The sequence below is a fragment of the Nonomuraea sp. NPDC050663 genome (genome assembly GCF_044456985.1).
Taxonomy (GTDB): domain Bacteria; phylum Actinomycetota; class Actinomycetes; order Streptosporangiales; family Streptosporangiaceae; genus Nonomuraea.
Map to the genome: position 1 here is coordinate 467797 of NZ_JBITGL010000003.1, position 26027 is coordinate 493823.

The 26027-nt window shown below is 71.1% G+C and carries 26 protein-coding genes; 21 read left to right on the forward strand and 5 right to left on the reverse strand.

Annotated elements, in window-relative coordinates:
- The first annotated feature begins 54 nt into the window (after nt 1–54).
- Together ACIBH1_RS11245 and ACIBH1_RS11250 are read left to right on the forward strand one after the other, a co-directional pair.
- Complete coding sequence (locus tag ACIBH1_RS11245; protein WP_397313548.1) at nt 55–924, forward strand: alpha/beta fold hydrolase; 870 nt, start codon at nt 55–57, stop codon at nt 922–924.
- Nucleotides 925–960: 36 nt separating this feature from the next.
- A complete protein-coding gene (locus tag ACIBH1_RS11250) occupies nt 961–1752 on the forward strand; it encodes a MerR family transcriptional regulator (protein WP_397313550.1) in 792 nt (263 codons plus the stop codon).
- 62 nt (nt 1753–1814) lie between these two features.
- Here ACIBH1_RS11250 and ACIBH1_RS11255 read toward each other — a convergent pair whose 3' ends face one another.
- Complete coding sequence (locus ACIBH1_RS11255) at nt 1815–2156, reverse strand: hypothetical protein (RefSeq protein WP_397313551.1); 342 nt, start codon at nt 2154–2156, stop codon at nt 1815–1817.
- A 321-nt stretch (nt 2157–2477) separates the two neighbouring features.
- Here ACIBH1_RS11255 and ACIBH1_RS11260 point away from each other — a divergent pair, with 321 nt between their 5' ends.
- Genes ACIBH1_RS11260 through ACIBH1_RS11275 form a run of 4 tightly spaced genes read left to right on the forward strand, consistent with a single transcriptional unit; the run spans nt 2478 to nt 5037 of the window.
- Nucleotides 2478–2819 (forward strand): YciI family protein, encoded by a 342-nt coding sequence (locus ACIBH1_RS11260; protein WP_397313552.1) that lies wholly within the window; start codon nt 2478–2480, stop codon nt 2817–2819.
- Between the two features lie 2 nt (nt 2820–2821).
- Nucleotides 2822–4075 carry an RNA polymerase sigma factor gene (locus ACIBH1_RS11265; protein WP_397313931.1) on the forward strand — a complete coding sequence of 418 codons (1254 nt, stop codon included), beginning with the start codon at nt 2822–2824 and terminating at the stop codon, nt 4073–4075.
- A 9-nt stretch (nt 4076–4084) separates the two neighbouring features.
- Nucleotides 4085–4291 carry a PF20097 family protein gene (locus ACIBH1_RS11270; protein WP_181615118.1) on the forward strand — a complete coding sequence of 69 codons (207 nt, stop codon included), beginning with the start codon at nt 4085–4087 and terminating at the stop codon, nt 4289–4291.
- A 29-nt stretch (nt 4292–4320) separates the two neighbouring features.
- Nucleotides 4321–5037: a hypothetical protein gene (locus tag ACIBH1_RS11275; RefSeq protein ID WP_397313553.1), complete on the forward strand. Its 717-nt coding sequence runs from the start codon at nt 4321–4323 to the stop codon at nt 5035–5037.
- Nucleotide 5038: 1 nt separating this feature from the next.
- Here ACIBH1_RS11275 and ACIBH1_RS11280 read toward each other — a convergent pair whose 3' ends face one another.
- Complete coding sequence (locus ACIBH1_RS11280) at nt 5039–5683, reverse strand: maleylpyruvate isomerase family mycothiol-dependent enzyme (protein WP_397313554.1); 645 nt, start codon at nt 5681–5683, stop codon at nt 5039–5041.
- Nucleotides 5684–5745: 62 nt separating this feature from the next.
- Between ACIBH1_RS11280 and ACIBH1_RS11285 the strand changes: the two genes are divergently transcribed.
- Genes ACIBH1_RS11285 through ACIBH1_RS11300 form a run of 4 tightly spaced genes read left to right on the forward strand, consistent with a single transcriptional unit; the run spans nt 5746 to nt 8882 of the window.
- On the forward strand, nt 5746–6171 hold the full coding sequence (locus ACIBH1_RS11285; protein WP_397313556.1) for a MarR family winged helix-turn-helix transcriptional regulator: 426 nt from the start codon (nt 5746–5748) through the stop codon (nt 6169–6171).
- A gap of 38 nt (nt 6172–6209) precedes the next feature.
- Complete coding sequence (locus tag ACIBH1_RS11290) at nt 6210–7583, forward strand: amidohydrolase family protein (protein ID WP_397313557.1); 1374 nt, start codon at nt 6210–6212, stop codon at nt 7581–7583.
- On the forward strand, nt 7567–8154 hold the full coding sequence (locus tag ACIBH1_RS11295; protein ID WP_397313558.1) for a TetR/AcrR family transcriptional regulator: 588 nt from the start codon (nt 7567–7569) through the stop codon (nt 8152–8154). Before ACIBH1_RS11290 ends, ACIBH1_RS11295 begins: the two co-directional genes overlap by 17 nt.
- Nucleotides 8151–8882, forward strand: a complete 732-nt coding sequence (locus tag ACIBH1_RS11300; protein WP_397313559.1) for a maleylpyruvate isomerase family mycothiol-dependent enzyme — start codon at nt 8151–8153, stop codon at nt 8880–8882. Before ACIBH1_RS11295 ends, ACIBH1_RS11300 begins: the two co-directional genes overlap by 4 nt.
- A gap of 87 nt (nt 8883–8969) precedes the next feature.
- Here the strand turns inward: ACIBH1_RS11300 and ACIBH1_RS11305 are convergent, their stop codons facing one another.
- Entirely contained in the window at nt 8970–9455 is a 486-nt protein-coding gene (locus ACIBH1_RS11305; RefSeq protein ID WP_397313560.1) for a MarR family winged helix-turn-helix transcriptional regulator, read from the reverse strand.
- A 214-nt stretch (nt 9456–9669) separates the two neighbouring features.
- Here ACIBH1_RS11305 and ACIBH1_RS11310 point away from each other — a divergent pair, with 214 nt between their 5' ends.
- From ACIBH1_RS11310 to ACIBH1_RS11325, 4 genes are read left to right on the forward strand one after another with little or no spacing between them, the layout of a single operon-like run.
- A complete protein-coding gene (locus ACIBH1_RS11310; protein WP_397313561.1) occupies nt 9670–11001 on the forward strand; it encodes an ROK family protein in 1332 nt (443 codons plus the stop codon).
- Nucleotides 11002–11013: 12 nt separating this feature from the next.
- Nucleotides 11014–12492: a sugar ABC transporter ATP-binding protein gene (locus ACIBH1_RS11315; protein WP_397313562.1), complete on the forward strand. Its 1479-nt coding sequence runs from the start codon at nt 11014–11016 to the stop codon at nt 12490–12492.
- Between the two features lie 37 nt (nt 12493–12529).
- Nucleotides 12530–13534 carry an ABC transporter permease gene (locus ACIBH1_RS11320; protein WP_397313563.1) on the forward strand — a complete coding sequence of 335 codons (1005 nt, stop codon included), beginning with the start codon at nt 12530–12532 and terminating at the stop codon, nt 13532–13534.
- Nucleotides 13531–14580, forward strand: a complete 1050-nt coding sequence (locus ACIBH1_RS11325; protein ID WP_397313564.1) for an ABC transporter substrate-binding protein — start codon at nt 13531–13533, stop codon at nt 14578–14580. The genes ACIBH1_RS11320 and ACIBH1_RS11325 overlap by 4 nt, the downstream gene beginning before the upstream one ends.
- A gap of 40 nt (nt 14581–14620) precedes the next feature.
- On the opposite strand, the gene ACIBH1_RS11330 is transcribed toward ACIBH1_RS11325, so the two are convergent.
- Entirely contained in the window at nt 14621–15490 is an 870-nt protein-coding gene (locus ACIBH1_RS11330) for an aminoglycoside phosphotransferase family protein (protein WP_397313565.1), read from the reverse strand.
- A gap of 90 nt (nt 15491–15580) precedes the next feature.
- On the opposite strand from ACIBH1_RS11330, the gene ACIBH1_RS11335 reads away from it, so the two are divergent.
- The 7 genes from ACIBH1_RS11335 (at nt 15581) to ACIBH1_RS11365 (ending at nt 24957) form a co-directional block, all read left to right on the forward strand.
- On the forward strand, nt 15581–16432 hold the full coding sequence (locus ACIBH1_RS11335; protein ID WP_397313566.1) for an NAD-dependent epimerase/dehydratase family protein: 852 nt from the start codon (nt 15581–15583) through the stop codon (nt 16430–16432).
- A 54-nt stretch (nt 16433–16486) separates the two neighbouring features.
- The gene (locus ACIBH1_RS11340; protein ID WP_397313568.1) at nt 16487–18808 is read left to right on the forward strand and encodes a substrate-binding domain-containing protein; all 2322 of its coding nucleotides are present in this window, start codon (nt 16487–16489) and stop codon (nt 18806–18808) included.
- A 98-nt stretch (nt 18809–18906) separates the two neighbouring features.
- A complete protein-coding gene (locus ACIBH1_RS11345; RefSeq protein ID WP_397313569.1) occupies nt 18907–19911 on the forward strand; it encodes a glycoside hydrolase family 99 protein in 1005 nt (334 codons plus the stop codon).
- Nucleotides 19908–21281: an ABC transporter substrate-binding protein gene (locus tag ACIBH1_RS11350; RefSeq protein WP_397313570.1), complete on the forward strand. Its 1374-nt coding sequence runs from the start codon at nt 19908–19910 to the stop codon at nt 21279–21281. Before ACIBH1_RS11345 ends, ACIBH1_RS11350 begins: the two co-directional genes overlap by 4 nt.
- Entirely contained in the window at nt 21263–22228 is a 966-nt protein-coding gene (locus ACIBH1_RS11355; protein ID WP_397313571.1) for a carbohydrate ABC transporter permease, read from the forward strand. Before ACIBH1_RS11350 ends, ACIBH1_RS11355 begins: the two co-directional genes overlap by 19 nt.
- Complete coding sequence (locus ACIBH1_RS11360) at nt 22225–23028, forward strand: carbohydrate ABC transporter permease (protein ID WP_397313572.1); 804 nt, start codon at nt 22225–22227, stop codon at nt 23026–23028. The genes ACIBH1_RS11355 and ACIBH1_RS11360 overlap by 4 nt, the downstream gene beginning before the upstream one ends.
- Before the next feature lie 12 nt (nt 23029–23040).
- The gene (locus ACIBH1_RS11365; RefSeq protein ID WP_397313573.1) at nt 23041–24957 is read left to right on the forward strand and encodes a WD40 repeat domain-containing serine/threonine protein kinase; all 1917 of its coding nucleotides are present in this window, start codon (nt 23041–23043) and stop codon (nt 24955–24957) included.
- On the opposite strand, the gene ACIBH1_RS11370 is transcribed toward ACIBH1_RS11365, so the two are convergent.
- Nucleotides 24954–26027 carry a thiopeptide maturation pyridine synthase gene (locus ACIBH1_RS11370; RefSeq protein ID WP_397313574.1) on the reverse strand — a complete coding sequence of 358 codons (1074 nt, stop codon included), beginning with the start codon at nt 26025–26027 and terminating at the stop codon, nt 24954–24956. The genes ACIBH1_RS11365 and ACIBH1_RS11370 overlap by 4 nt on opposite strands.

Here is a 26027-nt window from a genome sequence, read left to right on the forward strand (position 1 = left end):
TCATGGCCGGCGGGCCGCCTCTCGCAGCTTCGGCCCAGAAATCGGCGACCGCGGGTGTACGGACGCCATGTCGCCGCGCCGCTTGACCCTGACGCAGGGTCAAGCTTTCAGCATGGTGGCATGACCACGGAAACCAGTGCGATCGACAGGAAGATGCGGCACTTCACCATCCACCACGGCGGCGTCACCATCCCGGTGTCTCGGGAGGGCCAGGGACGACCGCTGGTTCTGTGCCCTGGCCTCAACTCGACCCAGGCCGACCTGCGCCAGCTGACCAAGCTGCTGAGACGCGACCACGAGGTGGTGACCTTCGACCTGCGGGGCCATGGCCTCGCCTCAGCCGCCGACCGGTACTCCTTCGAGGCGTTCCTCAGCGATCTCGACGCGGTGATGGCAGAGCTGGGGAACCGCGCCCTGCCCGCGGCGCCTGTGCTGGTGGGCTACTCACTGGGCGCTGACCTGGCCGTGCACTATGCCTCCGAGCATCCTGGCAGCGTCGCCGAGCTTGTTCTCATCGACGGGGCCAATCCGGTGCCAGAACCGTTCATCACCGAGGCCGTCCTGCCGCAGTTCCGCGCCATGTGGGAGGACCTGGCGGCGCAGCAGGAGACCGAGCGGGGCACCGCGCGTCAGGTGTTGCTCACCGCCCAGGAAATTCTCGACCTGAACCTCGAGATCGATCTGATCCGGTCCAGGATCCTCGACCGGTACAGGAGGATCGACCGGCCCATCACCATGATCATGTCGACCTCGATGGCCGGCGACAGCAGCGAAGGACACGCCCTGCGGTTCAACCAGAACTGGCGCGCAGGCGTCGAGCGGCTTGTCCACGAGCATCCGCACATCGCCACCACCTGGCTCGACGCCGACCACCAGCTGGTCTTCACCCATGCCCCGGAAATCGCCCAGATCATCCGAAGATAGAGGCGACCTCTTGAGCAACTGCTGGAGACTGTTCTGATGCTGACCATCGGCGAGCTGGCGGCGTACGCCGGGGTGACGGTCCGGGCTGTGCGGCACTACCACGCCAAAGGGCTGCTGCCAGAGCCGGAGCGGGACCACTCCGGCTACCGCAGATACGACGCCGGCGCCGTGGTCGAGCTGATCAAAATCCGGACCCTCGCCGAGGCCGGGGTCCCGCTGGCGCGGGTGCGAAACCTGCTGCGGTCAGGCGAGGAGGAGTTCGACGCGGCGATCGCAGAAATCGACAGGAGGCTGCGGGTGGAGATCCGCCAGCGGCAGCGGCATCGTGAGCGGATTGCCCGCCTCGCCGCGGGTGAACACCTGGTGCTGCCCCCAGAGGTGGTCGAGTATCTCGACCGGCTGCGGGCGCTCGGGGTCGACGAGCGGATCGTCCAGGCCGAGCGCGACGGCTGGATCCCGCTGGCCGCGCACTCACCCGAGCGGGTATCGGAGTGGATGGCACGCAAGCGGGAGCAGATCGACGACCCGCAACTCGTCGATTTCTACCTCACCCTGAGCCAGGCTCTCGACCGAGCCGACGACGACCCGCGGCTGGTCGAGCTGGCAGACAAGCTGGCCGCCTACATCACCCGGATGGCCGATGAGCGGGGCGAGGACTATGTCGACGACACTGATATCGAGCTACCGCTCGTCAAGCTGATGGACACGCTGGCGTTCGCCACGGTGCCGCCGGCGCGTCGGCTGATCGAACTGCTGCAGCAGCGAGGCTGGACAGGGTGGACCAAGCTTGAGCGCGTGGCCCGCGCGCCGGGTGCGACTCCCCAGTAGCGCCAGTACGCGCAGGAAGACACCACCGTGCGGTAATCCGAGCGAGCCGAGGGCACCCACGCTCAGCCGGGCGGCCAAATCGAGACGCACCTCGCCGTCGGGCGGACGTTCGATGTGCCGGTGCACCAGGATTCCCCGGCCGCTATGGAGCCCTGGCCCGGGCGGCATTGGCGATCTCGACCGCGATGGTGCGGGCCACCTCCGGGGTTGGTTAGCGGCGGGGCCCTGATCGCGTTCAGCTTGCGGATCTCCGTCAGCATCGAATCCAAGCTCACGTGGCCCGGCATCGCCTTGATCAAGGACAGGACCGAACGCTCCTCCTCGTCCAGATCGTCATCGCTCTCCTCGGTCTCCACCGCGCCACCGTCGCCCCATCCAGCCGTGCCGCCATTCGGTGAAATCATGCCTGCTCCGTCTTGTGCAGCGCCGGCGAGGACGGTAGGGCGCAGGAGTGGTCATGGGTTGACGGCATCGAGGGGGATCGGTCAGGGGAGCTCGCTCGGGCTGGGCCGGAGTGGATACGCGAGCAGGGAGAGGTGCCGGAGGTGGAGGAGAAGGCGGATGTGCGGTCGATAGCGCCGGATGCAACACCGCGACAAGCGAATCTACATTGTAAAGCCCATTGATTGGAGCAACTCTTTTCATCACACATCACCAACCCGCACCGAGGGCAGCAGGCGCCGATACCCGGCGGCAGGTCGAGCTCCGCCCATACGATGGGCTGCGTGAAGTACTTGCTGATGATCTACACCAACCCCGCGGCGCGCGCCGCCATCGAGGCCGACTCCGACCAGGTGATGGCCGAGGTCGACGGGCTGCTCAAGGAGATGCAGGAGACGGGCGAGTGGGTCAGCGGCATGGCGCTGGCCGACACCTTCCGCACCGTCAAGGTGCGCGACGGCGTGCCCGCCGTGACCGACGGGCCGTTCATGGAGGCCAAGGAGGTGCTGGCGGGAGTGTGCCTGCTCGAGTGCGACAGCATCGAGCGCGCCACCGAACTGGCCGCCCGCTGGCCCGACGCCCGCTACTGCGCCATGGAGGTCCGGCCGCTGCTGGACGAGGCATGAGCCTGCCCCCGGAGCCGCCCCAGCCGCCAGCCGAGGCACGAGTCGAGCCGCCAGTCGAGGCGCAGGCCGAGGCACGGGTTGACGCTCAGGTCGAGGCGCTGTTGCGGGAGCTTGCGCCGCAGGTGCTCGGCGTCCTGGTGCGCCGCCATGGCGACTTCGACACCTGCGAGGACGCCGTCCAGGAGGCCCTGCTCGACGCGGCCCTGCAATGGCCGGAACGCGGCGTGCCGGGCAACCCGCGCGGGTGGCTGGTCACCGTCGCCTCGCGCCGCCTCATCGACCAGGTGCGCAGCGAGAGCGCCCGGCGGCGGCGCGAGGAGGGCTTCGCGGTGAGCGAGGTCGCCCCCGAGGAGCCGCCCGCTCACGACGACACCCTGCGGCTGCTGTTCCTGTGCTGCCATCCGGACCTGCCGCAGGCCTCTCAGCTGGCGCTGACGTTGCGCGCCGTGGGCGGGCTGACCACCGCTGAGATCGCGCGCGCCTTCCTGGTACCCGAGGCCACCATGGCCCAGCGCATCAGCCGCGCCAAGCAGAAGATCAAAGGTGCCGCGTTCGGCGAACCGGGCGAGCTGCCCGTCGTGCTGCACGTGCTGTATCTGATCTTCAACGAGGGCTACACCGCCTCCTCGGGGCCCGAGCTGCATCGCGGCGAGTTGACGGGGGAGGCGATCCGGCTGGCGCGTGCCGTACACCGGTTGCTGCCCGGCGACGGCGAGGCGGCCGGGCTGCTGGCGCTGATGCTGCTCACCGAGGCGCGCGGTCCCGCCCGCACCGGCCCGGACGGCGTGCTGGTGCCGCTGGAGGAGCAGGACCGGACCCTGTGGGACCAGCCCATGATCGCGGAGGGCGTCGGGCTGATCACCGCCGCTCTCAAGCAGGCCGCTCCCGGGCCGTACCAGGTGCAGGCGGCGATCGCGGCGGTGCACGACGAGGCGCCCAGCTGGGAGCGGACCGACTGGCCGCAGGTGCTGGCCCTGTACGGGCTGCTCGCCGACAGCCCCGTCGTGCGGCTCAACCGGGCTGTCGCGCTGGCCATGGTCCAGGGGCCCAAGGCCGGGCTGGCGCTGCTCGACACCCTGGAGGGCGGCGAGCTGTCGGGGCACCACCGGCTGGCCGCGGTCCGCGCCCACCTGCTGGAACTCGACGGCCAGACGCTGGCCGCCCGCGACCACTACCTGGCCGCCGCCGGGCTCACCTCGAGCCTGCCGGAACAGGGCTACCTGCGCGCCCGAGCGGAGCGGCTGATCGTTACGTAGGCTCGGGGCATGACGGACGAGCTGTCGTGCCCCCTGTGCGAGTCGGCGATGGAATCCGGGCAGATCGTCGGGCGCTCACCCGGCGTGAAGTTCAAGAAGAGCGCCGGGCTGCTCGGCGACCTGAGCGGGGTCCCCGTCACGCAGGGTTTCTTCAATCACAGCGCCGACGCGCTGCGATGCCGCGACTGCGGAACCGTGGTGATTCCCGGCCGATAGAGCGGCGCGGCGAGGGGTAGGGCACGACCATGCGGCTCAAGCTGATCGTTCTCGTCATGGCGCTCTGTGCGCCAGTCACGGTTGCCGTGGTTCCGGCGTCCGCGGACACGGGTACGGCCGGCCGGCCCGACCTGGTCGCGGGCACCTACCTGCCGCTGTGGCCGTTCGCCACGCGTCATGAGGCGGCCCGGTGGCAGCGGGCCTACCGCGAGGGCGGCCACCAGCCGTGGCATCTCGACGCGGGGGAGACGGCGCTCGCCTTCACCCGCGGCTACCTGGGCTTCACCGAGATCGACAAGGCGGTCGCGGTCGCCGTCGACGGGCGTCACGCCCGCGTGCGGGTCGGCTATCTGACGCAGGAGAACCCCAAGCCGCTCGTCGCCGCCGTCGTGCACCTGGTGCGCTACGGCAAGGGCGCCGACGCGCCGTGGGAGGTGGTCGGCACCGACGACACCACGATGACCCTCGACAAGCCCCGGTACGGCTCGGCCGTACGCTCGCCGGTGAAGGCCGGCGGGATCATCACCGGGGTCGACGAGAGCATCAGGGTGCGGATGTTGCAGCTGGGCGCCAAGCGGGCGCTGGGCGAGGTCGACCGCATCCCGGCCGGCGGTGAACGCCAGCCGTGGTCGGCGGGTTTCGGCTTCCGCAAGGGCAAGTGGCGGGTGGCCACGATCGTCGCCTCGACCGGCGGGCACGTCGCCGACGTGGAGCGCTTCGCCATCACCGGCGTCGTCCTTCGCTGACTCAGCCGGGTGACAGGCGGGCGGCCAGCGACTGCAGCCCGGCTCCCTCCAGGTCGGCCAGTCCGGCGGGCCGGCCGCTCATCGCCAGTACCAGCGACTGGATCGGCCCCGACACCTTGCTGCCCTCGCCGTACTCCCACTCGACGTCGGTCGCCACCAGGTGCAGCCCGCGCATCTCCTTGCGCGGGGAGTAGCCCGGCAGGTCGCGCTGTCCTATGTAGGACGCGGCGACCCGCGCCAGCTCCGGCGGCATCGAGCTGCGGACGCCCAGGGGCAGCGCGATGTCCTGGGTGTGCACCAGCGCGTCGAACAGCGGGTCGAGCGGCTTGGTGACCGGGGCGCGGCGCCGGGAGGTCGCCGAGCGGCGTAGCAGGTCCAGGAGTTCCTGGTCGGACGAGCGTGAAGCGATGTGGACGGCCGAGTCGCGGATGGTCCTGTTGAGGTTGCCGCGGGCCCGGACGAACTCGGTGAAGACCTGTCCGAAGGTGATGAACGGGGTGGACGCCACGTGCGCCACGACGTCGCGCACCTGCCATCCCGCGCACAACGACGGCTGTTCCCACTGCTGCGGTGTCAGGTCCTCGAGCAGGTCGGCCATGCGGGTGCGCTGCGCCTCGACGGCGGCCCAGATCTCGTCGGCGTTCATGACCCCTCCCATTTGATAAGGTAGCATTAATATAATGCAGCCTTAGTAAAAGGAGAAGCCTGGTGGCCGCGACACACCCGCCCCACGTCCACGCCCTGCTCTACGAGGCCTATCTGCGGGTCTCCGACGTGGTCTTCGAGGGCGCCAGGGCGATGGACGCCCGGGTGCGGCCCTCGCACTCGGCGGTGTTCTTCCACATGGAGCACGCCGGCATCCGGCTCGGCAGGCTCGCCGAGAAGGCCCAGATGACGCCGCAGGCCATGGGGGAGCTCGTCGACGACCTGGAGGACTTCGGTTATCTGCGCAGGGTGCCGGATCCGACGGACCGGAGGGCCAAGCTGATCGTCTTCACCGAGGAGGGCGACGCGGCACTGCGCACCGGCTACAAGATCATTGATGACGTGGAGCGGCGCATGTCGGAACTGCTGGGGGAGGAGGGATTCGGCGAACTGCATCGCATGCTGACGCGGATCATCACCGATTTTTAGTTAGACGCAAGATAGTTAGATGTCGTACTATCTAGGGCATGCGCACACTTCTTCGCGATGTCCGTGTTTTCGACGGCGAGCACACCACGGCGGCCGCCGACGTCCTGATCGACGATGACCGCATCGCCGCCGGCAGCGCTGTCGGCAGCGCTGCCGACACCGTCATCGACTGCCGCGGCAAGACCCTGCTCCCGGGCCTGATCGACGCGCACGTCCACGTCGCCGACGGCCTGCTCGCCCAGGCCCTGGCCTTCGGCGTGACCACCAAGCTCGACATGTTCTGCCTGCCCGGCAACCTGGCCAGGCAGCGGCGGCTGGCCGCCGAGCGTGACGACGTGGCCGACCTGCGCAGCTCCGGCGTCCTGGCCACCGCGCCCGGCGGGCACCCCAGCCAGATCATGGCCGCCGAGGCCGCGCACCTCGGCCACCTGGGCGACGCGATCGGCCCCTTCGACACGATCGCCTCCGCCGGGCAGGCCGAGGCCTTCGTGCGGGCCCGCGTGGCCGAGGGCTCCGACTACCTGAAGATCGTGATCGACACGGGTGAGAGCGCCGGGCTCGACCTGCCCGTCCTGGCTCCCGACGTGGTCGCAGCCCTGGTCCGGGCCGGGCACGCCGCGGGGCTCACCACGATCGCCCACGTCGCCACCGCCCGCGACACCGCCGTCGCCCTGGACGCCGGGATCGACGGCCTCGCCCACGTCTTCCACGACCTCCCCCCGGGTGACCCTCGGGTCCAGGAGCTGGCCGTCCGGATCGCCGCGCAGGGCGTCTTCGTCGTCAGCACCCTGGCCTACATCGAGGCCATCACCCAGGGACCGGGCGCCCTGGAGCTGCTGCAGGACGAGCGCATCGCCGCCCGCCTGCCCGAGCAGGCGCGAGCGTCGATCCCACCCCGCGGCCACGCGGCCACGCCCGTGCATCCGGCCAGTGACAACGCAGGTGCGCCCACGGACCCGGCTCACGACCACGCAGCCCTGCCCGCGCATCCGGCACGCGATCACACGGTCGTTCCCGTGCATCCCCAGGGGCTGGTCAACGCGCTGTACGCCACCGGGGTGCTGCACCGGGCCGGGGTCGACGTGCTGGCCGGGACCGACGCCAACTTCTTCGCGCCGCTGCACGGCGCGGGCATGCACCGCGAGCTGTCCTTGCTGGTCGAGGCCGGGCTGGGCCCGGAGGCGGCCCTCGCCTCGGCCACCCACCGCAGCGCGGCGCGCTTCGGTCTGCACGACCGCGGCCGGATCGTCCCGGGCGCCCGCGCCGACCTGCTGCTCGTCGACGGCGACCCGACGACCGACATCACGGCCAGCCGCTCCATCGCGGGCATCTGGCGGCGCGGCCGCAGGCTTGATGTCCCCCTAACAACATGCGAGAATCCTAACTATGTTCGGAATGCCGAATCGCGATAGGAAGACCGAGCGTCACACGCGGACCAAGCAGGAGATCATCGACGCCGCGTGGGACATCGCCAGGTCGGAAGGGCTGGCCGGGCTGACCCTGCGCGACGTCGCCCAGCGAGTGGGCATGCGCGCCCCCTCGCTGTACTCCTACTTCGCCTCCAAGCACGCCATCTACGACGCGATGTTCGCCGACGGGTTCCGCGCGTTCCTGCACGAGCACGCCGCCCTGGAGCCGGCGGGCGACACGCTGGCCGAGCTCACCCTCATCTGCCGGCACTTCCTCGCCTTTTGCACCGCCGACACGGTCCGTTTCCAGCTGATGTTCCAGCGGACCATCCCCGGCTTCGAGCCCTCGCCCGAGTCGTACGCGATCTCCCTGGAAGGCCTCGACCTGCTGCGCAAGCGCCTGGCGCGTCTCGGCATCACCGACCAGGAGTCCCTCGACCTGTTCACCGCGATCGGCAGCGGCCTGGCCGCGCAGCAGATCGCCAACGACCCCGGCGGCACCCGCTGGACCCGCCTGGCCGACCAGGCCATGGCGATGTTCCTCAGACAGATCGAGAGCGGGAGGACACCATGAAACCTCCGATCGGCCTGCACAGGCAGGAGGCCGCGACGCTGGCGGCCACCGAGAACGAACGCTTCGCCCGGCTGGCCGCGCTCCTGGGCCCGGGCGACTGGGGCAAACAGACCGACTGCCCGGCATGGGACGTGCGGGCCATGAGCGCTCACGTGCTCGGCATGATGGAGTTCGGCGCCTCGCTGCGGGAGTTCGTCCACGTCCTGCGGGCGGGCCCGCGGGCCGCGCGCGGCCGTCCGGTGATCGACGGCATCACCGAGGTCCAGGTCGCCGAGCGCGCCTACCTGGGCGAGGACGAGGTGGCCGACGGGCTCGCGCGCCTGGCACCGGTCTCCGCGCGCTCACGCATGCGCCGTGCCGCGCTGCTCGGCGGGCTGCCCACCCGGCAGGAGTACGAAGGCCGGATGGAGACCTGGCCGCTGGGCTACCTGATGGCGGTCATCCTGACGCGCGACACGTGGATGCACCGCGTCGACGTCTGCCGGGCCGTCGGCGCCGACCTGGTCCTCACCCCGGAGCACGACGGCAGGCTGGTGGCCGACGTGGTGGCCGAGTGGGCCTTCCGGCACGGCGAGCCGTACCGTCTGACCCTGCTCGGGCCCGCGGGCGGCCACTTCGCGTCGGGGGAGGCGGGCGAGGAGATCACCGTCGACGCCGTCGAGTTCTGCAGGATCCTGTCGGGCCGGGCGACCGGCACGGGCCTGCTCGGACGGCCGGTGCCCTTCTAGCTCAACAGCGCCTGTTCCTCGGTGCGGAACGGCCTCAGCGCCGACAGCGTCAGCGCCGACAGTGCTCGCTGGACGGCCGGTGGCCTTCTAGCCCGACAGCGCCTGTGACATCTCGCGGGTGATGCGGTTGAGCGCCTCGGCGTCGCCGGGGCCGAGGGCGCGCGCGAGGCGCGCCAGGTTGGAGGCGTGCTCGGTCACCGTGACGTCGATGACCTGCAGCCCCCGGTCGGTCAGGGTGATGCGGAAGCTGCGCCGGTCGTCGGGGTCGAGGCTGCGCGCGATCAGTCCGGCGTTCTCCAGCCGGTCGAGCCGGTTGGTCATCCCGGCGCGCGACATCATGAGCTCGGCCGACAGCTCCGAGGGGATCATGGTGTACGGCGAGCCGCCACGGCGCAGCGCCGCGAGCACGTCGAACTCGCCGGGGCGCAGGCCGTGGCGTGTGAAGACCTCCTCGACCGCTGTCTCGACCAGGCGAACCAGGCGCGACAGCCGGGCGAAGACGCCCATGGCCGACAGGTCGAGGTCGGGCCGCTCCTGGCGCCATTGCGCGAGGATCGTGTCGATGGGGTCCATCAGATGATTTTATCTCGGACTATCAGGGGCCGGAGTATATTCGCGCTAGCGTTCTATACCGCTGTCTAGCTGTCAGCAATTCCGCAAGATCGTGTAAATATCGGCGCATGTTACGAAAATGTTAGAGCTCTTGGTACGTTCCACATCTTGTAGGTCAGGCGGGGGCGGCATTTAATTCGGCGGACCATCCGAATTAACTAAAGGAGGGCCCCGGGTGCCCGCCGACCAGGCTCTGGTCCGCCGCGCCAATCTCTCCCTGGTGCTGCGCCACCTGCACGAGCGCGGCCCTCGCTCGCGGGCGGCCGTCGCCGCCGAGACCGGACTCAACAAGACCACGGTCACCAGCCTGGTGGCCGAGCTGCAGGCCCGCGGCCTGCTCAAGGAGACCGGACCGCAGCACGAGGGCGCGATCGGCCGTCCCGGGCTGCCGCTGGCGCTGGACGGATCGGCGGTCGGGGCGCTCGGCGTCGAGGTCAACGTCGACTACATCGCCGTGTTCGCCACCGACCTGGGCGGACGCGTGCTGATCGACCGGCGGGTGAGCTTCGACGCGATGAGCTGCCCGGCCGAACGCACCCTGGCCGAACTCGAGAGCATCATCCGGCAGGCCTCCGACGGGCTGCAAGCGCTGGGCGTGCACCTGGCGGGCATCACCGTGGCCGTCCCCGGCCTGGTCGACACCGCCTGCGGCCTCGTCGTGGTCGCGCCCAACCTGGACTGGCACAACGTCCCGGTCGCCGCCTGGCTGAGCCGCCGCGCGGGCCAGGAGAGCGGCGAGCTCCTGGCGCAGGTTCCCCCCGCCGCCCCCGGCATGGTCGCGACTGCCGGCGGGCTGGTCGCCGGGCCCGCCAGCGCGCCGGTCGGTGGGCTGGGCGCCGTTGACGGGCCGCAGGCGCCGATCACCGTCGACAACGACGCCAACCTCGCCGCGCTGGCCGAATACACCGCCACCGGCGTCCCCGACCTGGTCTACCTCACCGGCGAGGTCGGCGTCGGCGGCGGCATCATCGCCGGAGGCCGCCTGCTCGGCGGCGCCGACGGCTTCGCCGGCGAGGTCGGCCACGTCCTGGTCGACCCCGGCGGCGAACGGTGCGGCTGCGGGCGCATCGGCTGCTGGGAGACCAAGGTCGGCCTGGCCGCCCTCATCCGCAAGATCTCGCCCGAGCAGGCGTACGGCACGCCGCACCAGGTGCTGCGCGACCCCGAGGAACGCCTGGCCGAGCTGCAGCTCCTGCGCGCGGCCGGGGAGCCGGGCGTGGAGGAGGCGCTGGCCGAGGTGGGCCGCTGGCTCGGCCGCGGCGCCGCCACCCTGGTCAATCTGTTCAACCCGCGCGTCATCGTGCTGGGCGGCTACTTCGCCCAGCTCGCCGAGGCGCTCATCCCCGTCGCCCAGGAGGAGCTGGAGCGCATCGGCGTGGCCGGATCGGTCGCCCGCTGCCGCTTCGTCGCCTCCGATCTCGGCTTCGGCGCCGCCTCGCGCGGCGCGGCCGGGGTCGTGGTGCAGCGGGTGCTGGCCGACCCGACCCTGATCGCCGTCCGACCCTGACAGGAGGGGCCCATGCTGGAGATGCGGGGAATCGTCAAGGAATTCCCCGGCGTGCGCGCGCTGGACCACGTCGACCTGCTCGTGCGGGCCGGTGAGGCGCACTGTTTGCTGGGCCAGAACGGGGCGGGCAAGTCGACGCTCATCAAGATCCTGGCCGGGGTGCACCGGCCGGACGAGGGCACGATCACCTTCGGCGGCGCCGACTACCGCCCCTCCAGCCCGCTGCACGCCCTGCGCGCCGGCGTCGCCACCATCTACCAGGAGCTCGACCTGGTCGACGGCCTGAACGTGGCCGAGAACATCCTGCTCGGCCACGAACCCGCCCGATTAGGCTTCAGCCTGCGCGCACGGGCCAACGCCGCCGCCCGTGAGGTGCTCACCCGCCTGGGCCACCCGGAGATCAAGCCCACCACCGAGGTCGGGCGCCTGTCGCCGGCCGCTAAGCAGATCGTCTCCATGGCCCGCGCGTTGTCGCACGACGCCAAGCTCATCGTGATGGACGAGCCGTCGGCGGCGCTGGCCCACGACGAGGTGGCCAACCTCTTCCGCATCATCCGCGAGCTGACCGCCCAGGGCGTGGCCGTCATCTACATCTCCCACCGCCTGGAGGAGATCCGCGAGATCGGCGACCGCGTCACCGTGCTGAAGGACGGCCGCACCGTCGAGGTGGGCCTGCCCGCCCGCGAAACGCCCACCGACCGGCTCGTCTCGCTGATGACCGGACGTACGGTGGAGTACCTGTTCCCGCCCCGCGCCTCCCGCCCGCCCGGCGAGGAGATCCTGCGCGTGGAGCACCTGACGGGGCCCGGCGTGAGCTTCTCGGTCCGCGAGGGCGAGATCGTCGGCCTGGCGGGCCTGGTCGGCTCGGGCCGTACGGAGATCCTCGAAGCGGTGTACGGCGCGCGCCGCGCCGCCGGCCGGATCTTCCTGCAGGGCAAGCAGGTACGGCCGGGCGAACCGCACACGATGGTGCGCCGCGGCCTGGGGCTGGCGCCCGAGGAGCGCAAGGCCCAGGCGCTGCTGCTCGACCAGAGCGTCACGGCCAACATCACCCTGGGCAGCCTGCCCGGCTTCGCCCGCCGGGGCTGGCTGGATCGCGCACGCGAGGCCAAGGAGGCCAGAAGGCTGACCGACCTGCTGGCCATCAGGCCGCCCGACCCCGAGCGGCCGATCAAGACCTTGTCGGGCGGCAACCAGCAGAAGGCGGTGCTGGCCCGCTGGCTGGTCGGCAACCGCAAGCTGCTGCTGCTCGACGAGCCCACGCGCGGCGTGGACGTGGGCGCCAGAGCCGAGCTGTACGCGGTCATCAGACGCCTGGCCGACCAGGGGATCGGGGTGCTGCTGGTCTCCAGCGAGGTGCCCGAGGTGCTGGGCCTGTCGGACCGGGTGCTGGTGATGCGCGAGGGCGCGCTGATCCACCAGGCCGACGCGGCCGAGCTGGATGAACACGCCGTCCTGGACATGATCATGCAAGGGAGCCTCACACCATGACCGATCCCGCCGCCCCGCGGCCGACGGAGGAAGTCCCATGACCAGCCCCAACCTCAAGAAGGTGGCCCCCGCCGGCCTGCTCGGCCGGGCCGGCCTGGCCGGGCTCGGGCAGGCGCGGCACCTGGGGCTGGTGGCCGCCCTGGTGCTGCTGGCCGTCGTCGGCCTCGTCACCAGGCCCGACACCTTCGCCACCACCTCCAACCTCGTCAGCATCCTGTCGCTGGCCGCCACCATCGGCGTGATCACCGTCGGCATGACCTTCGTCATCATCGGTGGCGGCATCGACCTGTCGGTCGGCGCGATCATGGCGCTGGCCTCGGTATGGGCGACCACCCTGGCCACCCAGGAGTTCGGCCCGTTCGTCATGGTGATCTGCGCGCTGCTGGTCGGCACCGGAGCCGGCCTGGTCAACGGGCTGCTCATCTCCTACGGCCGGCTGGTGCCGTTCATCGCCACGCTCGCGATGCTGGTCGCGGCACGCGGCCTGGCCCAGCGCATGTCCGACCGCAAGACCCAGCTCGTGCAGCCCGAGAACGCCGGCCTGGTCGAACTGTCGACCACGCGCTGGCTCGGCATCCCGCTGCTGGTCTTCATCTTCGCGCTCGTGGTGGCGCTGGGCTGGGTCGTGCTCAACCGCACCACCTTCGGCCGGCGCACCTACGCGGTGGGCGGCAACCCGGAGGCGGCCAGGCTGGCCGGCATCGACGTGCGCCGCCACACCATGCTGCTGTACGCGCTGTCGGGACTGTGCTGCGGCATCGCCGCCGTGCTGATCATGGCGCGCACCACCACCGGCTCCTCCACCCACGGGGACCTCTACGAGCTGGACGCCATCGCCGCCGTCATCATCGGCGGCACCCTGCTCACCGGCGGCCGGGGCACCATCATCGGCTCCATCCTCGGCCTGCTGATCTTCACCCTGATCACGAACCTCTTCATCCTCAACGGGCTCAACACCAGCGACCAGCTGATCGCCAAGGGCCTGATCATCGTCGTCGCCGTCCTGCTCCAGCGGCGTAATCTCAAGGAGAGAACCTTATGAAGCGCAGAGGATTCCTTGTCGGCGGTGCCGTCCTGGGCGCCGGCACCCTCGTGTCTGCCTGCACCAGCAACGAGCCCGCCGCCACGGCGAACTCACCCGCCCCTGCCCCCGCCGCCACCGCCACCGGCGGCAACGACCAGCCCGGCACCAAGGTGGTCATCGGCTTCTCCGCCCCCGCCGCCGACCACGGCTGGATCGCGGCGATCGCCAAGAACGCCGAGGCGACCGCCAAGCAGTACCCCGACATCGAGTTCAAGCCCGTCGAGCCGACCAACGACATCAACGCCCAGATCTCCGCGGTCGAATCGCTCATCCAGGCCAAGGTCAACGCCCTGGTCCTGCTGCCCAACGACGGCCAGCAGCTCAACCAGGTCGCCCTGGCCGCCACCGCCGCCGGCATCCCGGTGATCAACCTCGACCGCATCTTCCCCGACAAGCTCGCCTACCGGACCTGGATCGGCGGCGACAACTACGGCATGGGCGTGGCCGCCGGGCACTACATCGGCAAGAAGCTCAAGGACAAGGGCGTCAGCAACCCCGTCATCGTGGAGATCCAGGGCATCGCCACGCTGCCGCTGACGCAGGACCGCAGCAAGGGCTTCGAGGACGCGCTCAAGACGTACGGCTTCAGCGTGACCGCCAAGCAGGACGCGCAGTTCACCGTGGAGACCGGCAACGAGGTCGCCACCAGCCTGCTGCAGGCGCACAAGAAGATCGACGCGTTGTGGAACCACGACGACGACCAGGGCGTGGGCGTGCTCGCGGCCATCAAGGAGTCGGGACGCAACGAGTTCTTCATGGTCGGCGGCGCCGGATCGGCCAACGCCATGCGCGAGATCCAGGCCGGATCCAGCGTGCTGGAGGCGACCGTCACCTACAGCCCGACCATGGCCTCCTCGGCGATCAAGCTGGCCAGGCTCGTCGCCCAGGGCAAGGGCATGACGGACCTGGTGGAGACCCAGGTGCCGCAGTCGATCACGCTCGCCTCGGAGACCATCACCAAGGAGAACGTGGAGAAGTACCTGCCGCTGGGCTTCGAGTCCTGACAGCGGGCGGCGCCTCCCCTCGGTGCTGGGGAGGCGCCGCTCAGCCGATCAGCACCTGTTCGAGCACGTGGTCGCCGATGGCCGCCATGGCCGGGTTGTCGGCCGAGAAGGTGGCCAGGGCGCTGCCCATGGCCAGCGCCCAGCCGCGGGCGCGCTGCCAGGTCACCTCGTCGGCGTCGACGTGGGCGCGGAAGATCTCGCGCCCCTTCTCGTCGAAGACCAGCCAGCCGGCGGCCAGGTCGGTGGCTGGGTCGCCGCTGGTCAGATCGCCGAAGTCGAGCACCGCCGCGAGCTTCTCCGCGCGTTCGTCGCCCACCAGCAGGTTGCCCGGGTGCGGGTCACCGTGCAGCCACACCGGCGGACCCTGCCACGCGGGAAGGTCGACCAGCGTCTCCCACAGCGCCAGGAGCTCCTCCCGCCACTTCATGTGGGGCAGCCGCTGCCGTAGCGCCGGATCCCGGCTCGGGAGCGGGACGCCGCGCACGGCGTTGGGCGGCGCGTCCGCCGGCGCGGGCCGGTGCAACTGGTTCATGAACGCCGCCAGCTGCGGTGCCAGCGACGCCCGCTCCGACGGCGGCACCTCGGCCACCGTCGTGCCCTCGAACCACGGCGCGATCGTCCACGGCCACGGATACCCCTCGCCCGGCACCCCCAGCCTCACCGGGACGGGCAGCGCCACATCGACATGTCCGGCCAGCACCGGCAACCAGCGCTGCTCGTTGACGATCAGGTTCACCCCGAGCTGACGACGCGGCAGCCGTACGGACAGGTCCGTCCCGAGCCGGAAGATCACATTGTCCCAGCCGTTGGCGACCAGGGTGAGGGGGCCGGCCAGGTCGGGGTGCTGGGTGCGGACCAGGCGGTCCACCAGGTCCACGTGGACGTCGAATTCAGCGGCAGGGGTGTTCATCCCGACAACGTTACAGTCACTGCAACCTTGACAGATCCCGGCGGGGCGGGGCATGCTGCCGCTCACAAAACGATTTGCGTAGGGGAGTGGATGGCCGATCATCCTCGCCGGGTCCTCGTCACCGGGGCCGCCGGAGATCTCGGGCGGGTCGTCCTGGAGCTGCTGGCCCGCCTGGGCGTGTCCGTCACCGGTCTCGACCGCCACGATCCGGGAGACCTGCCGCTCGAACGCATGGTGGTCGGCGACGCGGGCGAGCCGACCGTCGTCCGGCAGGCGCTGCCGGGAGCCGAGGCGGTGATCCACCTGGCCGCCATCCCGGCGCCCGTCCTCGGCACGCCCGAGGAGGTCTTCTGCGGCAACACCCGCGCCACCTTCGTCGTCCTGGAGGAGGCCGGGCACGCGGGCGTCCGTCGCGTCGCCCTGGCCAGCAGCATGTCGGCCACCGGCATGGCCTGGGCGGAACGCGACCTGCACCCCGCCTACGTGCCCGTCGACGAACGGCTGCCGCTCCAGGTCGAAGACCCGTACGGCCTGTCCAAGCAGGTCGACGAGGCCACCGCCGAGATGATGAGCCGGCGCCACGGCATGACCACCGTCGCGCTGCGCTTCCCCCGGCTCGGCGGGCCCGGCGACAAGCTCCAGGAAACCGCCAAGCAGTGGGCCGACGAACCGGGCAGCGGCGCCGCGGAACTGTGGGCCTACCTCGACTACCGCGACGCCGCCAGGGCCGCGTGGCTGGCGATCACCCGGCCGCTCACCGGGCACCACGTGCTCTTCGTCGCCGCGCCCAACACCCTCGCGGCGCTGCCGACCGAACAGCTGCTCGACGCCTACCACCCCGACGCGGCCCGCACCGCCGCGCTGCCCGGCCGCAGCGTCCCGGTCGACGTCGGAGCGGCGCGCAGGGCGCTCGGGTTCTCGGCCGGGCACGTCGTACCGTGAGCGGCCGTAAAGTTTCTGCGGATGTAAGGATGGTTTGACTGTAAGATCTGGCGCATGTCTGCCGAGGAACGTCCCGCCGACCGGCGCGAGCGCAAGAAGGCCGAGTCGCGGCGGGCGGTCGCCGAGACCGCGCTGCGGCTGTTCGCCGAGCGCGGGTTCGACGGGGTGACCATCGCCGAGGTCGCGGAGGCGGCCGACGTGTCGGCCAAGACGGTGTTCAACTACTTCCCGGCCAAGGAGCAGCTGTTCTTCGAGCACGAGCCGCTGCTGGCCGTGTCACCGCCGGAGCTGGCGGCGGGGCTGGAAGCGGGGCTGGAAGCCGGACTGGGAGCCGGACTGGGAGCGGGCGCGCTGCGGGTCGCCGACGAGGCCACGCTCCGCACCTATGCACGCATTTATCGCGACAGTGGCACGCTCCAGGCCTACGGGCGCGAACTCTTCGCCGCCCACCAGCGCGAGCTAGCCGGACTGCTCGCGCGCCCGGAAGGTGAACGCTCACCGCAGGCGCTCACGGAAGGTGAACGCTCACCGCGGGCACTCCCGGAAGGTGAACGCTCACCGCGGGTGCTCCCGGCTCCCGGGATGCTGGCCGCGCTCATCACGGCTGCCCTGCACGAGGCGTGGGAGCGGGTGCTACTGGAGGTCGCCGAAGGGCAGGCCGCCGGGGAGGCCGTGGGGGAGGGGCTGCGGGCCCTGGAGGCGGCGGTGGCGCCCCTGGCGGGTCTGCTGGGCGGTCCCGCCCGCGCCACCAAGCCCGCGCCGTCGCCCCGACCGGAGGGGGCTTTCGAGGCGGCCCCAGGAGCGCCGAGCGCCCCCGCCGCCTCGCGCGCGACGGGCGTCGCCGCAGGTCACCGGGCCTCGCACGCGCAGGACGCCACCGTCGGCGCCGCCCTGCGCGGCGAGGATGCCGCGGGCGATGCCGCCATGCACGGGGCGATGGCCGCAGAAGGCGTCGCCAAGCGCGGCAAGGAAGCCGCAGGCAGCGCCGCCGGGTACGGGACGGAAGCCGCAGGCGGTGCCGCCGGGCGCGGCGAGGATGCCGCTGGTCAGGCCGCTCCGGCCGCGCGGAGGCCCGCCGTCCCGCCGGCACCGGCCGTGGGCGGTCAGGCCCTCTTGCCTGCCCGGAGCGGCGTCTCCGGGCACGCCGCTCAGCCCGGCCTGTTCTCCGAGGGTGCCAGGACCCCGCGCGGTGACCGGCCGAGCATCACGCGCGTCGCCGAGCTGGCCGGCGTCAGCGCCACCACCGTCTCCCACACGCTCAACGGTCGCCGCCCCGTCGCCGAGGAGACCAGGCGGCGCGTCCTGCAGGCCATCGACGAGCTCGGATACCGCCCGAACGTCCTGGCCAGGGGCTTGCGCACCAGCCGCAGCCAGACCATCGGCCTGATCATCCCCGACATCACCAACCCGTTCTACCCGGCCCTGGCCCGCGGCCTGCAGGACGTGCTCGGACCCGCGGGATACGACCAGATCATCGGCAACACCGACGGCGACAGGAACCTGGAGCAAGCGGCGATCGAGCAGATGATCGCCCGCCAGGTCGACGGCCTGGCCTTCGCGGTCTTCCACACCCACGCCGAGGACCTGCTGCCCGCCATCGAGGCGGGCATCCCGGTGGTACGGCTGGGCGGACGGCTGGCCCAGCACGGCGTCGACCTGGTGCACAGCGACGACGAGGGCGGCGCGGCCGAGGCCACCCGCTACCTGCTGTCACGCGGCTACCGGCGCATCGGCTTCGTGTGCGGCGCCCAGGCGGAGGGCCCGGCGGCCGAGCGCGTGGCGGGCTATCGCGCGGCGCTGAGGGAGGCAGGCCTGCTCGAAGGTGGCGAGACGAGGTCAGGCGAGTCGACCTCAGACGAGGCAACGCCAGGCGAGGCAACGCCAGGCGCAGCGAGGTCAGGCGCGGCCCCGACAGGCACAGCCCCGACAGGCGCAGCGACGTCGGGCGCGACCCCGTCAGGCAAGGCCCCTTCCCCCACTGGAGCGGTTCCGGGCGACCCCCGTCGCACCCCCTCCGACCTGGTCGTCTACACCGACTTCAGCCGTGCGGGCGGCGCCGAGGGCGTGGCGCGTCTGCTGGACCTGCCCCACCCCCCTGACGCGGTCCTGTGTGCCAACGACCTGATGGCGATCGGCGCCCTCGACACCGCGGAGGCGCGTGGCCTGCGGGTGCCCGATGACCTGGCGGTGATGGGGTTCGACGACATCGAGGCCGCCGGACTGGTCTCACCCGGGCTGACCACGATGGCCAATCCCGCCAGGGAGATCGGCCAGGCCAGCGCCGCCAGGCTGCTGGAGCGCCTGGAGGGAAGGCTCGCCGAGCCGTACAGCGAGATCGTCATCCCGGCACGGCTGGTGCGCCGCCGTTCGGCGTGAGTCTTGACACGCGAGGCGTTGCGTGTAGATTTCGAGCACGAATCTTAACGATTTGCATAGCTGCGCTCCTGGAGTGACCCCCCATGAAAGGACGCCTCGTGCGAGCTTCCGCAAAACGTCGAAACCTCGTCCTGACCGCTCTGGTGATGGTGCTGGCCGTCCTGCTGCCCGTCCCGCAGGCGGGTGCCGCCAAGCTCTCGGACAAGGTGCACCTGTTCTACTACCCCTGGTACGGCACCAGCCCCTGGCGCCACTGGCAGCAGGGCGGCCACACCCCGCCCGACGACATCGGCGCCGACCTCTACCCCTCCCTCGGCGCCTACGACTCCGCGAGCGCCGCCGACCGGCACATGAAGTGGGTGCGCCGCTCCGGCGCCGGGGTGATCGTCTACAGCTGGTGGGGCCAGGGCAGCTACGAGGACGGCCTCATCCGCACCGTGATGGACGCCGCCGCCAAGCGGGGCGTCAAGGTCGCCTGGCACCTGGAGCCCTACGAGGGCCGCACCGCCGCCTCGACCGTCGCCGACATTCAGTACCTCAACCAGGCGTACGGCGCGCACCCGGCCTTCCACAACGTCTTCTACGTCTTCTGGAGCCTGCAGATCGCCGACTGGAGCGCCCTGGAGCAGGTCAACGACGAAAACATCATCCTCGCCCAGACGACCGACACCTCCAAGATCGCCCACTTCGACGGCCTGTACACCTACGACGGCATCGCCGGGGCCACCGCACCCGGCTGGAAGCAGGCCGGCGAATACGCCAAGGCCAACGGCCTGATCTGGGCCCCGTCGGTGGCTCCCGGCTACATCGACGACCGCGCGGTCCCGGGCAACACCACGCCCACCATCACCCGCGACGACGGCGCCGCCTACGACAAGCAGTGGAACAACGCCCTGACCAACCAGGCCACCTGGGTCTCGGTCACCTCCTTCAACGAGTGGCACGAAGGCTCGGTCATCGAACCGGCCGACAGCAGCCCTCCGCCCGGTTACGGCTACCAGACCTTCGACGGCGCGTACGGCAAGCGCGGCAAGGCCGCCGAGACCGCCTACCTGGACCGCACGAAGTACTGGGTCGACAGATTCGACAGGGAGCGCTCATGACCGCAGGACGCACGCTCGCGCTGGTCCTGGCCGCCGCGGTGGGCCTGACCGCCTGCAGCGCCGCCCAGCAGCCGCAGCAACAGCAGCAGGGCGGCGCGGCCGCCTCCCTGACGATGTGGACCTTCAAGAAGTCGCACGCCGACGCGCTGAACAAGGCGGCCGGGCAGTTCAAGGCCGAGACCGGCATCAGCGTCACCGTCGAGGCCGTCACCCCCGACGACGTGTTCGTCAGCAAGGTGCAGAGCGCGGCGCAGACCAACGGCTTACCCGACGTGCTGGAGGTGCACGCGGGCGGCGAGGACCTGGAGATGGGTGCCTCCGGCCTGCTGCAGGACCTGGCGGCCGACGTGGGCGACGCCTGGAAGGGCCGCCTGCTGCCCTCCACCCAGGAGACCGGCGTGCTCACCCAGGAGAAGATCGACTCGGTGGCCGCCGACTCGCCGATGAAGCAGGGCAAGGCGGGCCAGCGGTTCAGCGTGCCGTTCACCGCCGGGGCCTTCGGCATCGTCTACGCCAACAAGGACAAGCTCAAGGCGGCCGGGCTCGACCCGGAGACGCCGCCCAGGACCTGGGAGGAGTTCGTCGCCGCGCTGGAGAAGACGACCGCGGCCGACCAGGGCGGGCTCTCGCTCGGCCTGAAGGTGTCGCAGACCGGCTTCAACTGGATCTACCAGCCCCTGGCGTACGCCTATCTGGGCAAGGAGCGGTTCCAGGCGCTGTTCGCCAAGGGCGGCACGCAGGGCTTCTCCACCCCTGACGGGGTCAAGACGTTGGAGGTCTACGGCAGGCTCTCGCCGTACTGGATGCCCGGGGCCACCACGCTCGGCATCGACGAGGCCGACGTCGCCTTCGCGCAGGGCAAGTCGGCCTTCAACGTCGGCGGCACCTTCACCCTGGCCTTCCTCAACCAGAACGGCCTGAGCCCCGACAAGCTGCTCACCTTCCCCATCCCGCCCTCCGCCGAGGGCAGGAACCAGGCGATCTCCATGTCGCCGCTGGCCCTGACCGGGCTGGGCGTCACCGCCTCCACGGCGAACCGCGAGGCGGCGGTCAAGTGGATCGACTGGGTGACCTCGCCCAAGGGCGCGGGTGTCGTCGCCAAGGAGTCGCTCGACCTGCCGGCCACCGACCTGGGCGCCGAGGCGGAGAGCCTGCTCGGCAAGGACCTGGCGGCGCTGCAGAAGTACTTCACCGGGCCGCCCGAGACCGCCTACGAGGCCGGAGACTCCAGCTTCTTCCCCTCCGACTACGACCAGGTCAAACCGGGTGACCTGACCGTACGGCTGACGCCGCTCAAGGAGCTGACCGCCCAGCAGGCGGGGACCGAGCTCGACAAGGTCATCGCCGCCATGTGGAAATCCACGCAGTGAGCACGCTGACCACCGGCGACCGCGCGGCGCGGCCTGAGGCCAGGCCACCCGCGCGGCCTCCCCGGCTGCGGCGCTGGCTGACCGGCTGGGCGTTCGTGACCCCGGCCGTGGCGCTCTTCCTGCTCATGGGCGTCTACACCATCGCCAGCGGCTTCCTGCTCAGCTTCGCCAAGTGGAACGGGTTCACCCCGCAGTGGACCTGGGTGGGGCTGAAGAACTACGCCGACCTGCTGTACGCGGACCTGACGCTCGCGCCCGAGCTGCGGCGGGCGTTGTGGAACACGCTGCAGGTGATGGTCGCCGTGCCGGTGCTGACCGTGGTGGTGGCGCTGCCGCTGGCGATGATGCTCAACTCCGTCACCCGCCTGCGCGCCCTGCTCAGATCCGTCTACTTCCTGCCCTACGTCACCAGCGGAATCGCCGTCTACTACGCCTGGCGCTACGTGCTGCAGCCCGACGGGGCGATCAACCTGCTGCTCGGCTCGCTCGGCCTGGGCAGCCTGGCCCAGCCGCAGGGCTGGCTCGGCAACCCCGGCACCGCCATGCCCACGCTGATCCTCATCCTGGTGTGGTCGAGCGTGCCGGTGGCGACCCTGCTCTACCTGAGCGGCCTGCAGGCCATCGACGGCAACGTGATCGAGGCGGCCCAGATCGACGGCGCCGCCCCCCGCCACGTGCTGCGCCACATCATCTGGCCGCTGCTGCGGCCCATCACGATCGCGATCGTGCTGCTCGGCGTGCGGGACGCGCTGCACGGCTTCCAGATCTTCCTGATCATGACCAACGGCGGGCCGGGCGGCCACACCGACGTGCTGGGTCTGATGACCTACCGGCTGTCGTTCATGAAGGGCCTGGCCCCCACCCTCGGGGTGGCCAGCGCGCTGGGCTGGCTGCTGTTCGCGGGCGCGGTGCTGATGACGCTGGCGTTCGGAAGGAGGGTGCGATGAGGCGCTTCGCCTACCTCGGGCTGATCGCCTACGCGCTGATCAGCATGTACCCGTTCGTCTGGATGGTGTCGGGCGCGTTCAAGTCGCGCACCGAGATCCTCGAAGGGAACCTGCTGCCGCGCGATCCCACCCTCGACACGCTGATCACCACCTGGGGGCAGCTGCACTTCTTCGACTACTTCCTCAACAGCCTGAAGGTCACCGCGATGACCGTGGCCGGGGTGCTGGTCGTCTACAGCCTGGCCTCCTACGCCTTCGCCGTCCTGGACTTCCCCGGCCGGCGCTTCCTCTACTGGTTCTTCGTCGCCCTGCTGTTCGTGCCCGGCATCACGGTGCTGCTGCCGGTGGTCATCCTGGAGAAGAACCTCGGGGTGCTCGGCACGCACCTGGGGCTGGTGCTGCCGTTCGTCAACGGGACGGCGCCGCTGACGGTGCTGCTGCTCACCAACTCCTTCCGGTCGATCCCGAGAGAGTTGCGCGAGGCGGCACGCTCCGACGGGGCCGGCGAGGCACGCATCTACTGGTCGGTCTACCTGCCGCTGTCGAAGCCCGCCCACATCACGATCGCCGTGCTGACGGCGGTGCCGACGTGGAACGAGTACGTGCTGACGAGGGTCTCCATCTCCGACAAGGCGCTGTACACGCTGCCGCTCGGGCTGGAGTCACTGATCTCCGGCGAGGTGCCGCGCTACAACGAGGTGATGGCCGCCTCCCTGATCGTCGTGCTGCCGGTGATCGCGCTCTTCCTGCTGCTCCAGCGGTATTTCGTGACGGGTCTGGTGGGGGCGGTCAAAGGGTGATTGTGTGCGGCCATGGGGGAGTTAATCAACGGGCGTTACCGGTTGCTCGAAGCCGCAGGCGCGGGGGCCATGGGGCGCGTGTGGCGGGCCCACGACGATCTCCTCGACCGTGAGGTCGCGGTCAAGGAGATCATCTTTCCGGAGGGCCTGGACGCCCGCCAGCGGACCGAGCACAGCCGGCGCGCGATGCGCGAGGCCCGCTCGGCCGCCCGGCTCAACCACCACGGCATCGTCACCGTCTTCGACGTCACCACGCGCGACGGCAGTCCTGTCATCGTCATGGAGTTCGTGCACGGCCGCCCCCTGAGCGAGCATGTCGGCCCCGGCACCCGGCTGTCACCGGAGGAGGTGGCCAGGATCGGCGTGGCCGTGCTGGACGCCCTGGCCGACGCGCACGCCGCCGGGATCGTGCACCGCGACATCAAGCCCGCCAACGTGCTGCTGGAGGGTTCGCGGGTGGTCCTCACCGACTTCGGCATCGCCACGCTCGCCGGGGACGTGGCGCTCACCGAGGCGGGCACGCTGATCGGCACGCTCGCCTACATGGCGCCCGAGCAGGCCCGAGGGCTGCCCCTCACCCCGGCTGCCGACCTGTGGTCCGTCGGCGCCACCCTGTACGCGGCTGTCGAGGGCCGCGCGCCGTACGAAGGTGTGTACCATGTGGCGGTGCTGGCCGCGCTCCTGCAGGGCGGGCCACCGCCGCCGCAGCACGCGGGGCCGAAGCTCTCGGCGATCCTGCGCGGCCTGATGCACCAGAACCCGGACAGGCGGACGAGCGGCGCCGAGGCCGCCGCCGCCCTGGCCAAGCTGGCGCGCGTGGCGCCGCCGAGGGTACGGCCCGCCGTACCCGCCGCTGCCGGACAGCCGGCGCCGCGCAGATCCTCGACGATGGCGGGATTCCCGGCGGGCGTCCGGCACTCGCGCAGGCAGGCCGTGCTGGCGGGCTCGCTGGCGATCCTCGCGTCGGTGGCCCTGACCGGCGCAACCCTGCTGTTCACGCAATCGGAGGAGCCCGCGGCGCCTAGCGGCCGCGCCGCCCGGGTGGGACAGGAGCTGCTCTGGGACGACCGCGTCACCTTCGACGCGGGCAGCGCCGTCAACGCCGTCGTCTTCAGTCCTGACGGCGGCGAGGTCGCCACGGCCGACGACGGCGGCGAGCTGATCCGGTGGGACCCGTCCACCGGGCGGGTGGCCGACTCCCTCCAGCTGAGCGAGTGGCGCCTGACCTCCTTGGCCTACAACCCCGACGGCAAGAGCATCGTCGCCGCGAGTGACTTCAGCACTTTGCACGTCTTCCAGATCGCCAAGGGCATGCAGGCCCCCAGGGACGAGGAGAACACCCTCACCGCCCTGGCCTTCAGCCCGAGCGGCGAAGTCCTCGTCGGCGGAGACGAGGCCGGAAGCATCCGCCCGATGTTCGCGCCCGATCTGAGCACCCGCCAGAGTTACTGGCGCCACTCCGGAATGGTCACCAGCCTGTCGATCAGCGCCGACGGCAGATGGCTGGCCAGCGGCGGCATCGACCAGAGCGCCCGCGTGTACGGGACCGAGAAGTACGAGGAGATCGCCACCTTCGGCGGCCATCCCGGCGCGGTCTACTCCGTCGCCCTCAGCGCCGACGGCAGCCTGCTGGCCACCACCGGCATCGACGCGCTGATCCGGATCTGGGACGTCAAGGGCCATCGCAAGCTCGTGGAGTTCGACACCACCAGCGCCTACGTGCGCGCCGTGACCTTCAGGCCCGGCGGCAGGCAGGTGGCCGCGGGCACGGCGGACGGCCGGGTGGTGCTGTGGGACGTCGACGCCGACACGGGGACGATCATCACCGGCGCCCACCCCGGCCCCGTCACCGCCCTGTCCTTCAGCGCCGACGGCCGCACCCTGGCCGTGGCCTCCCGCACCTCGGTCAGGATCTGGCGGGCGCCCTAGGCCGGGCTCGCCTGCTCGCCGTAGCGGCGCATCAGCTCCAGCGCCGACACGCCGAAGGCCTCCTCCACCGAGCTGGCCGTGGCGTGGCAGACGTAGAACCGGTCCAGGGGCGTCAGCCCCATCCGCGTCAGATGCAGGTAGGTGTAGTTGAGCAGCACCCGGTACTGCGAGAACTCCGGCTTGGCGAACACGTCGCGGTAGTAGGCGGGGTTGTCGAAGATGAGCCGGTGCAGCTCGCCGTACTCCCGCTGGGGCGCCAGGATGTCGGCCGACGGCTTGTCGGGCGGCGCGAGGCCGAGCGCGCCCGCCCGCTCGCGGAAGGCGGCCAGCAGGGCGGCCCACTCGCGCACGAACGGCACGGCGGGCGCGGCCGGGTCGTCGAGCGCGGCGATGGCGGCGCGGGTGAGCGGCACCAGGTGGGAGGCGCGGGCCTGGTAGGAGCCGTCGAAGGCGGCGCGGGCCGCCGACGGGTCGCCCGCCCAGGTGAGGTAGCCCTCGGCGTGCACGCGGAAGGAGACGAAGCTGCGCACGATCGGGTGGGCGGTGTGGGCGACGGTCAGCAGCAGGCATTGGGCGAGGTCGGCCTTGCACGCGTGCCCGGCGCGCACGTGCTGCAGCATGTCCATGAGCAGCGGCGTGCTCGCGGTGTAGAAGCGGGCCAGCAGTTCGACGGCCTCCTCGCTGCCCAGCACGTGCTGGCGGGAGTCGTAGGGCGCCTCGTGGATGGAGTTGTCGGCCGGCCACGGGGTCAGCGGCCCGGGTTCCTGTTCGCGTACGGCCAGGAGGCGGTGGCGGTCCAGGCTCGCGGCCGGGTCGAGCACGGTGGTGGAGGGGTGGCGGGCCAGGTAGCCGCCGACCACCTCGTCGACGGCCGGGCGCACGGCTCGCTCCCAGACGTCGCGCTCGCATCGCGCGTTGAACCGCAGGTGCGGGCCGCGCCGCCAGTGCCGCAGCACGAACGCCGCCTCGACGTGCGGTTCTATCCGCTCCAGCAGCGGCCGTACGGCGTCGAGCAGCAGGCCGTCCTTGTCGGGCGCGTGGTAGAAGACGTGGACGCTGTGCCAGGGCAT

Bases quoted from the DNA above. Each gene is read 5' to 3' on its own strand.
- ACIBH1_RS11250 (WP_397313550.1), top strand. From the start codon at position 961: ATGCTGACCATCGGCGAGCTGGCGGCGTACGCCGGGGTGACGGTCCGG.
- ACIBH1_RS11255 (WP_397313551.1), bottom strand. From the start codon at position 2,156: ATGATTTCACCGAATGGCGGCACGGCTGGATGGGGCGACGGTGGCGCG.
- ACIBH1_RS11270 (WP_181615118.1), top strand. From the start codon at position 4,085: ATGACGGACGAGCTGTCGTGCCCCCTGTGCGAGTCGGCGATGGAATCC.
- ACIBH1_RS11275 (WP_397313553.1), top strand. From the start codon at position 4,321: ATGCGGCTCAAGCTGATCGTTCTCGTCATGGCGCTCTGTGCGCCAGTC.
- ACIBH1_RS11280 (WP_397313554.1), bottom strand. From the start codon at position 5,683: ATGAACGCCGACGAGATCTGGGCCGCCGTCGAGGCGCAGCGCACCCGC.
- ACIBH1_RS11290 (WP_397313557.1), top strand. From the start codon at position 6,210: ATGCGCACACTTCTTCGCGATGTCCGTGTTTTCGACGGCGAGCACACC.
- ACIBH1_RS11295 (WP_397313558.1), top strand. From the start codon at position 7,567: ATGCCGAATCGCGATAGGAAGACCGAGCGTCACACGCGGACCAAGCAG.
- ACIBH1_RS11300 (WP_397313559.1), top strand. From the start codon at position 8,151: ATGAAACCTCCGATCGGCCTGCACAGGCAGGAGGCCGCGACGCTGGCG.
- ACIBH1_RS11305 (WP_397313560.1), bottom strand. From the start codon at position 9,455: ATGGACCCCATCGACACGATCCTCGCGCAATGGCGCCAGGAGCGGCCC.
- ACIBH1_RS11315 (WP_397313562.1), top strand. From the start codon at position 11,014: ATGCTGGAGATGCGGGGAATCGTCAAGGAATTCCCCGGCGTGCGCGCG.
- ACIBH1_RS11320 (WP_397313563.1), top strand. From the start codon at position 12,530: ATGACCAGCCCCAACCTCAAGAAGGTGGCCCCCGCCGGCCTGCTCGGC.
- ACIBH1_RS11325 (WP_397313564.1), top strand. From the start codon at position 13,531: ATGAAGCGCAGAGGATTCCTTGTCGGCGGTGCCGTCCTGGGCGCCGGC.
- ACIBH1_RS11330 (WP_397313565.1), bottom strand. From the start codon at position 15,490: ATGAACACCCCTGCCGCTGAATTCGACGTCCACGTGGACCTGGTGGAC.
- ACIBH1_RS11335 (WP_397313566.1), top strand. From the start codon at position 15,581: ATGGCCGATCATCCTCGCCGGGTCCTCGTCACCGGGGCCGCCGGAGAT.
- ACIBH1_RS11340 (WP_397313568.1), top strand. From the start codon at position 16,487: ATGTCTGCCGAGGAACGTCCCGCCGACCGGCGCGAGCGCAAGAAGGCC.
- ACIBH1_RS11350 (WP_397313570.1), top strand. From the start codon at position 19,908: ATGACCGCAGGACGCACGCTCGCGCTGGTCCTGGCCGCCGCGGTGGGC.
- ACIBH1_RS11360 (WP_397313572.1), top strand. From the start codon at position 22,225: ATGAGGCGCTTCGCCTACCTCGGGCTGATCGCCTACGCGCTGATCAGC.
- ACIBH1_RS11365 (WP_397313573.1), top strand. From the start codon at position 23,041: ATGGGGGAGTTAATCAACGGGCGTTACCGGTTGCTCGAAGCCGCAGGC.
- ACIBH1_RS11370 (WP_397313574.1), bottom strand. From the start codon at position 26,027: ATGCCCTGGCACAGCGTCCACGTCTTCTACCACGCGCCCGACAAGGAC.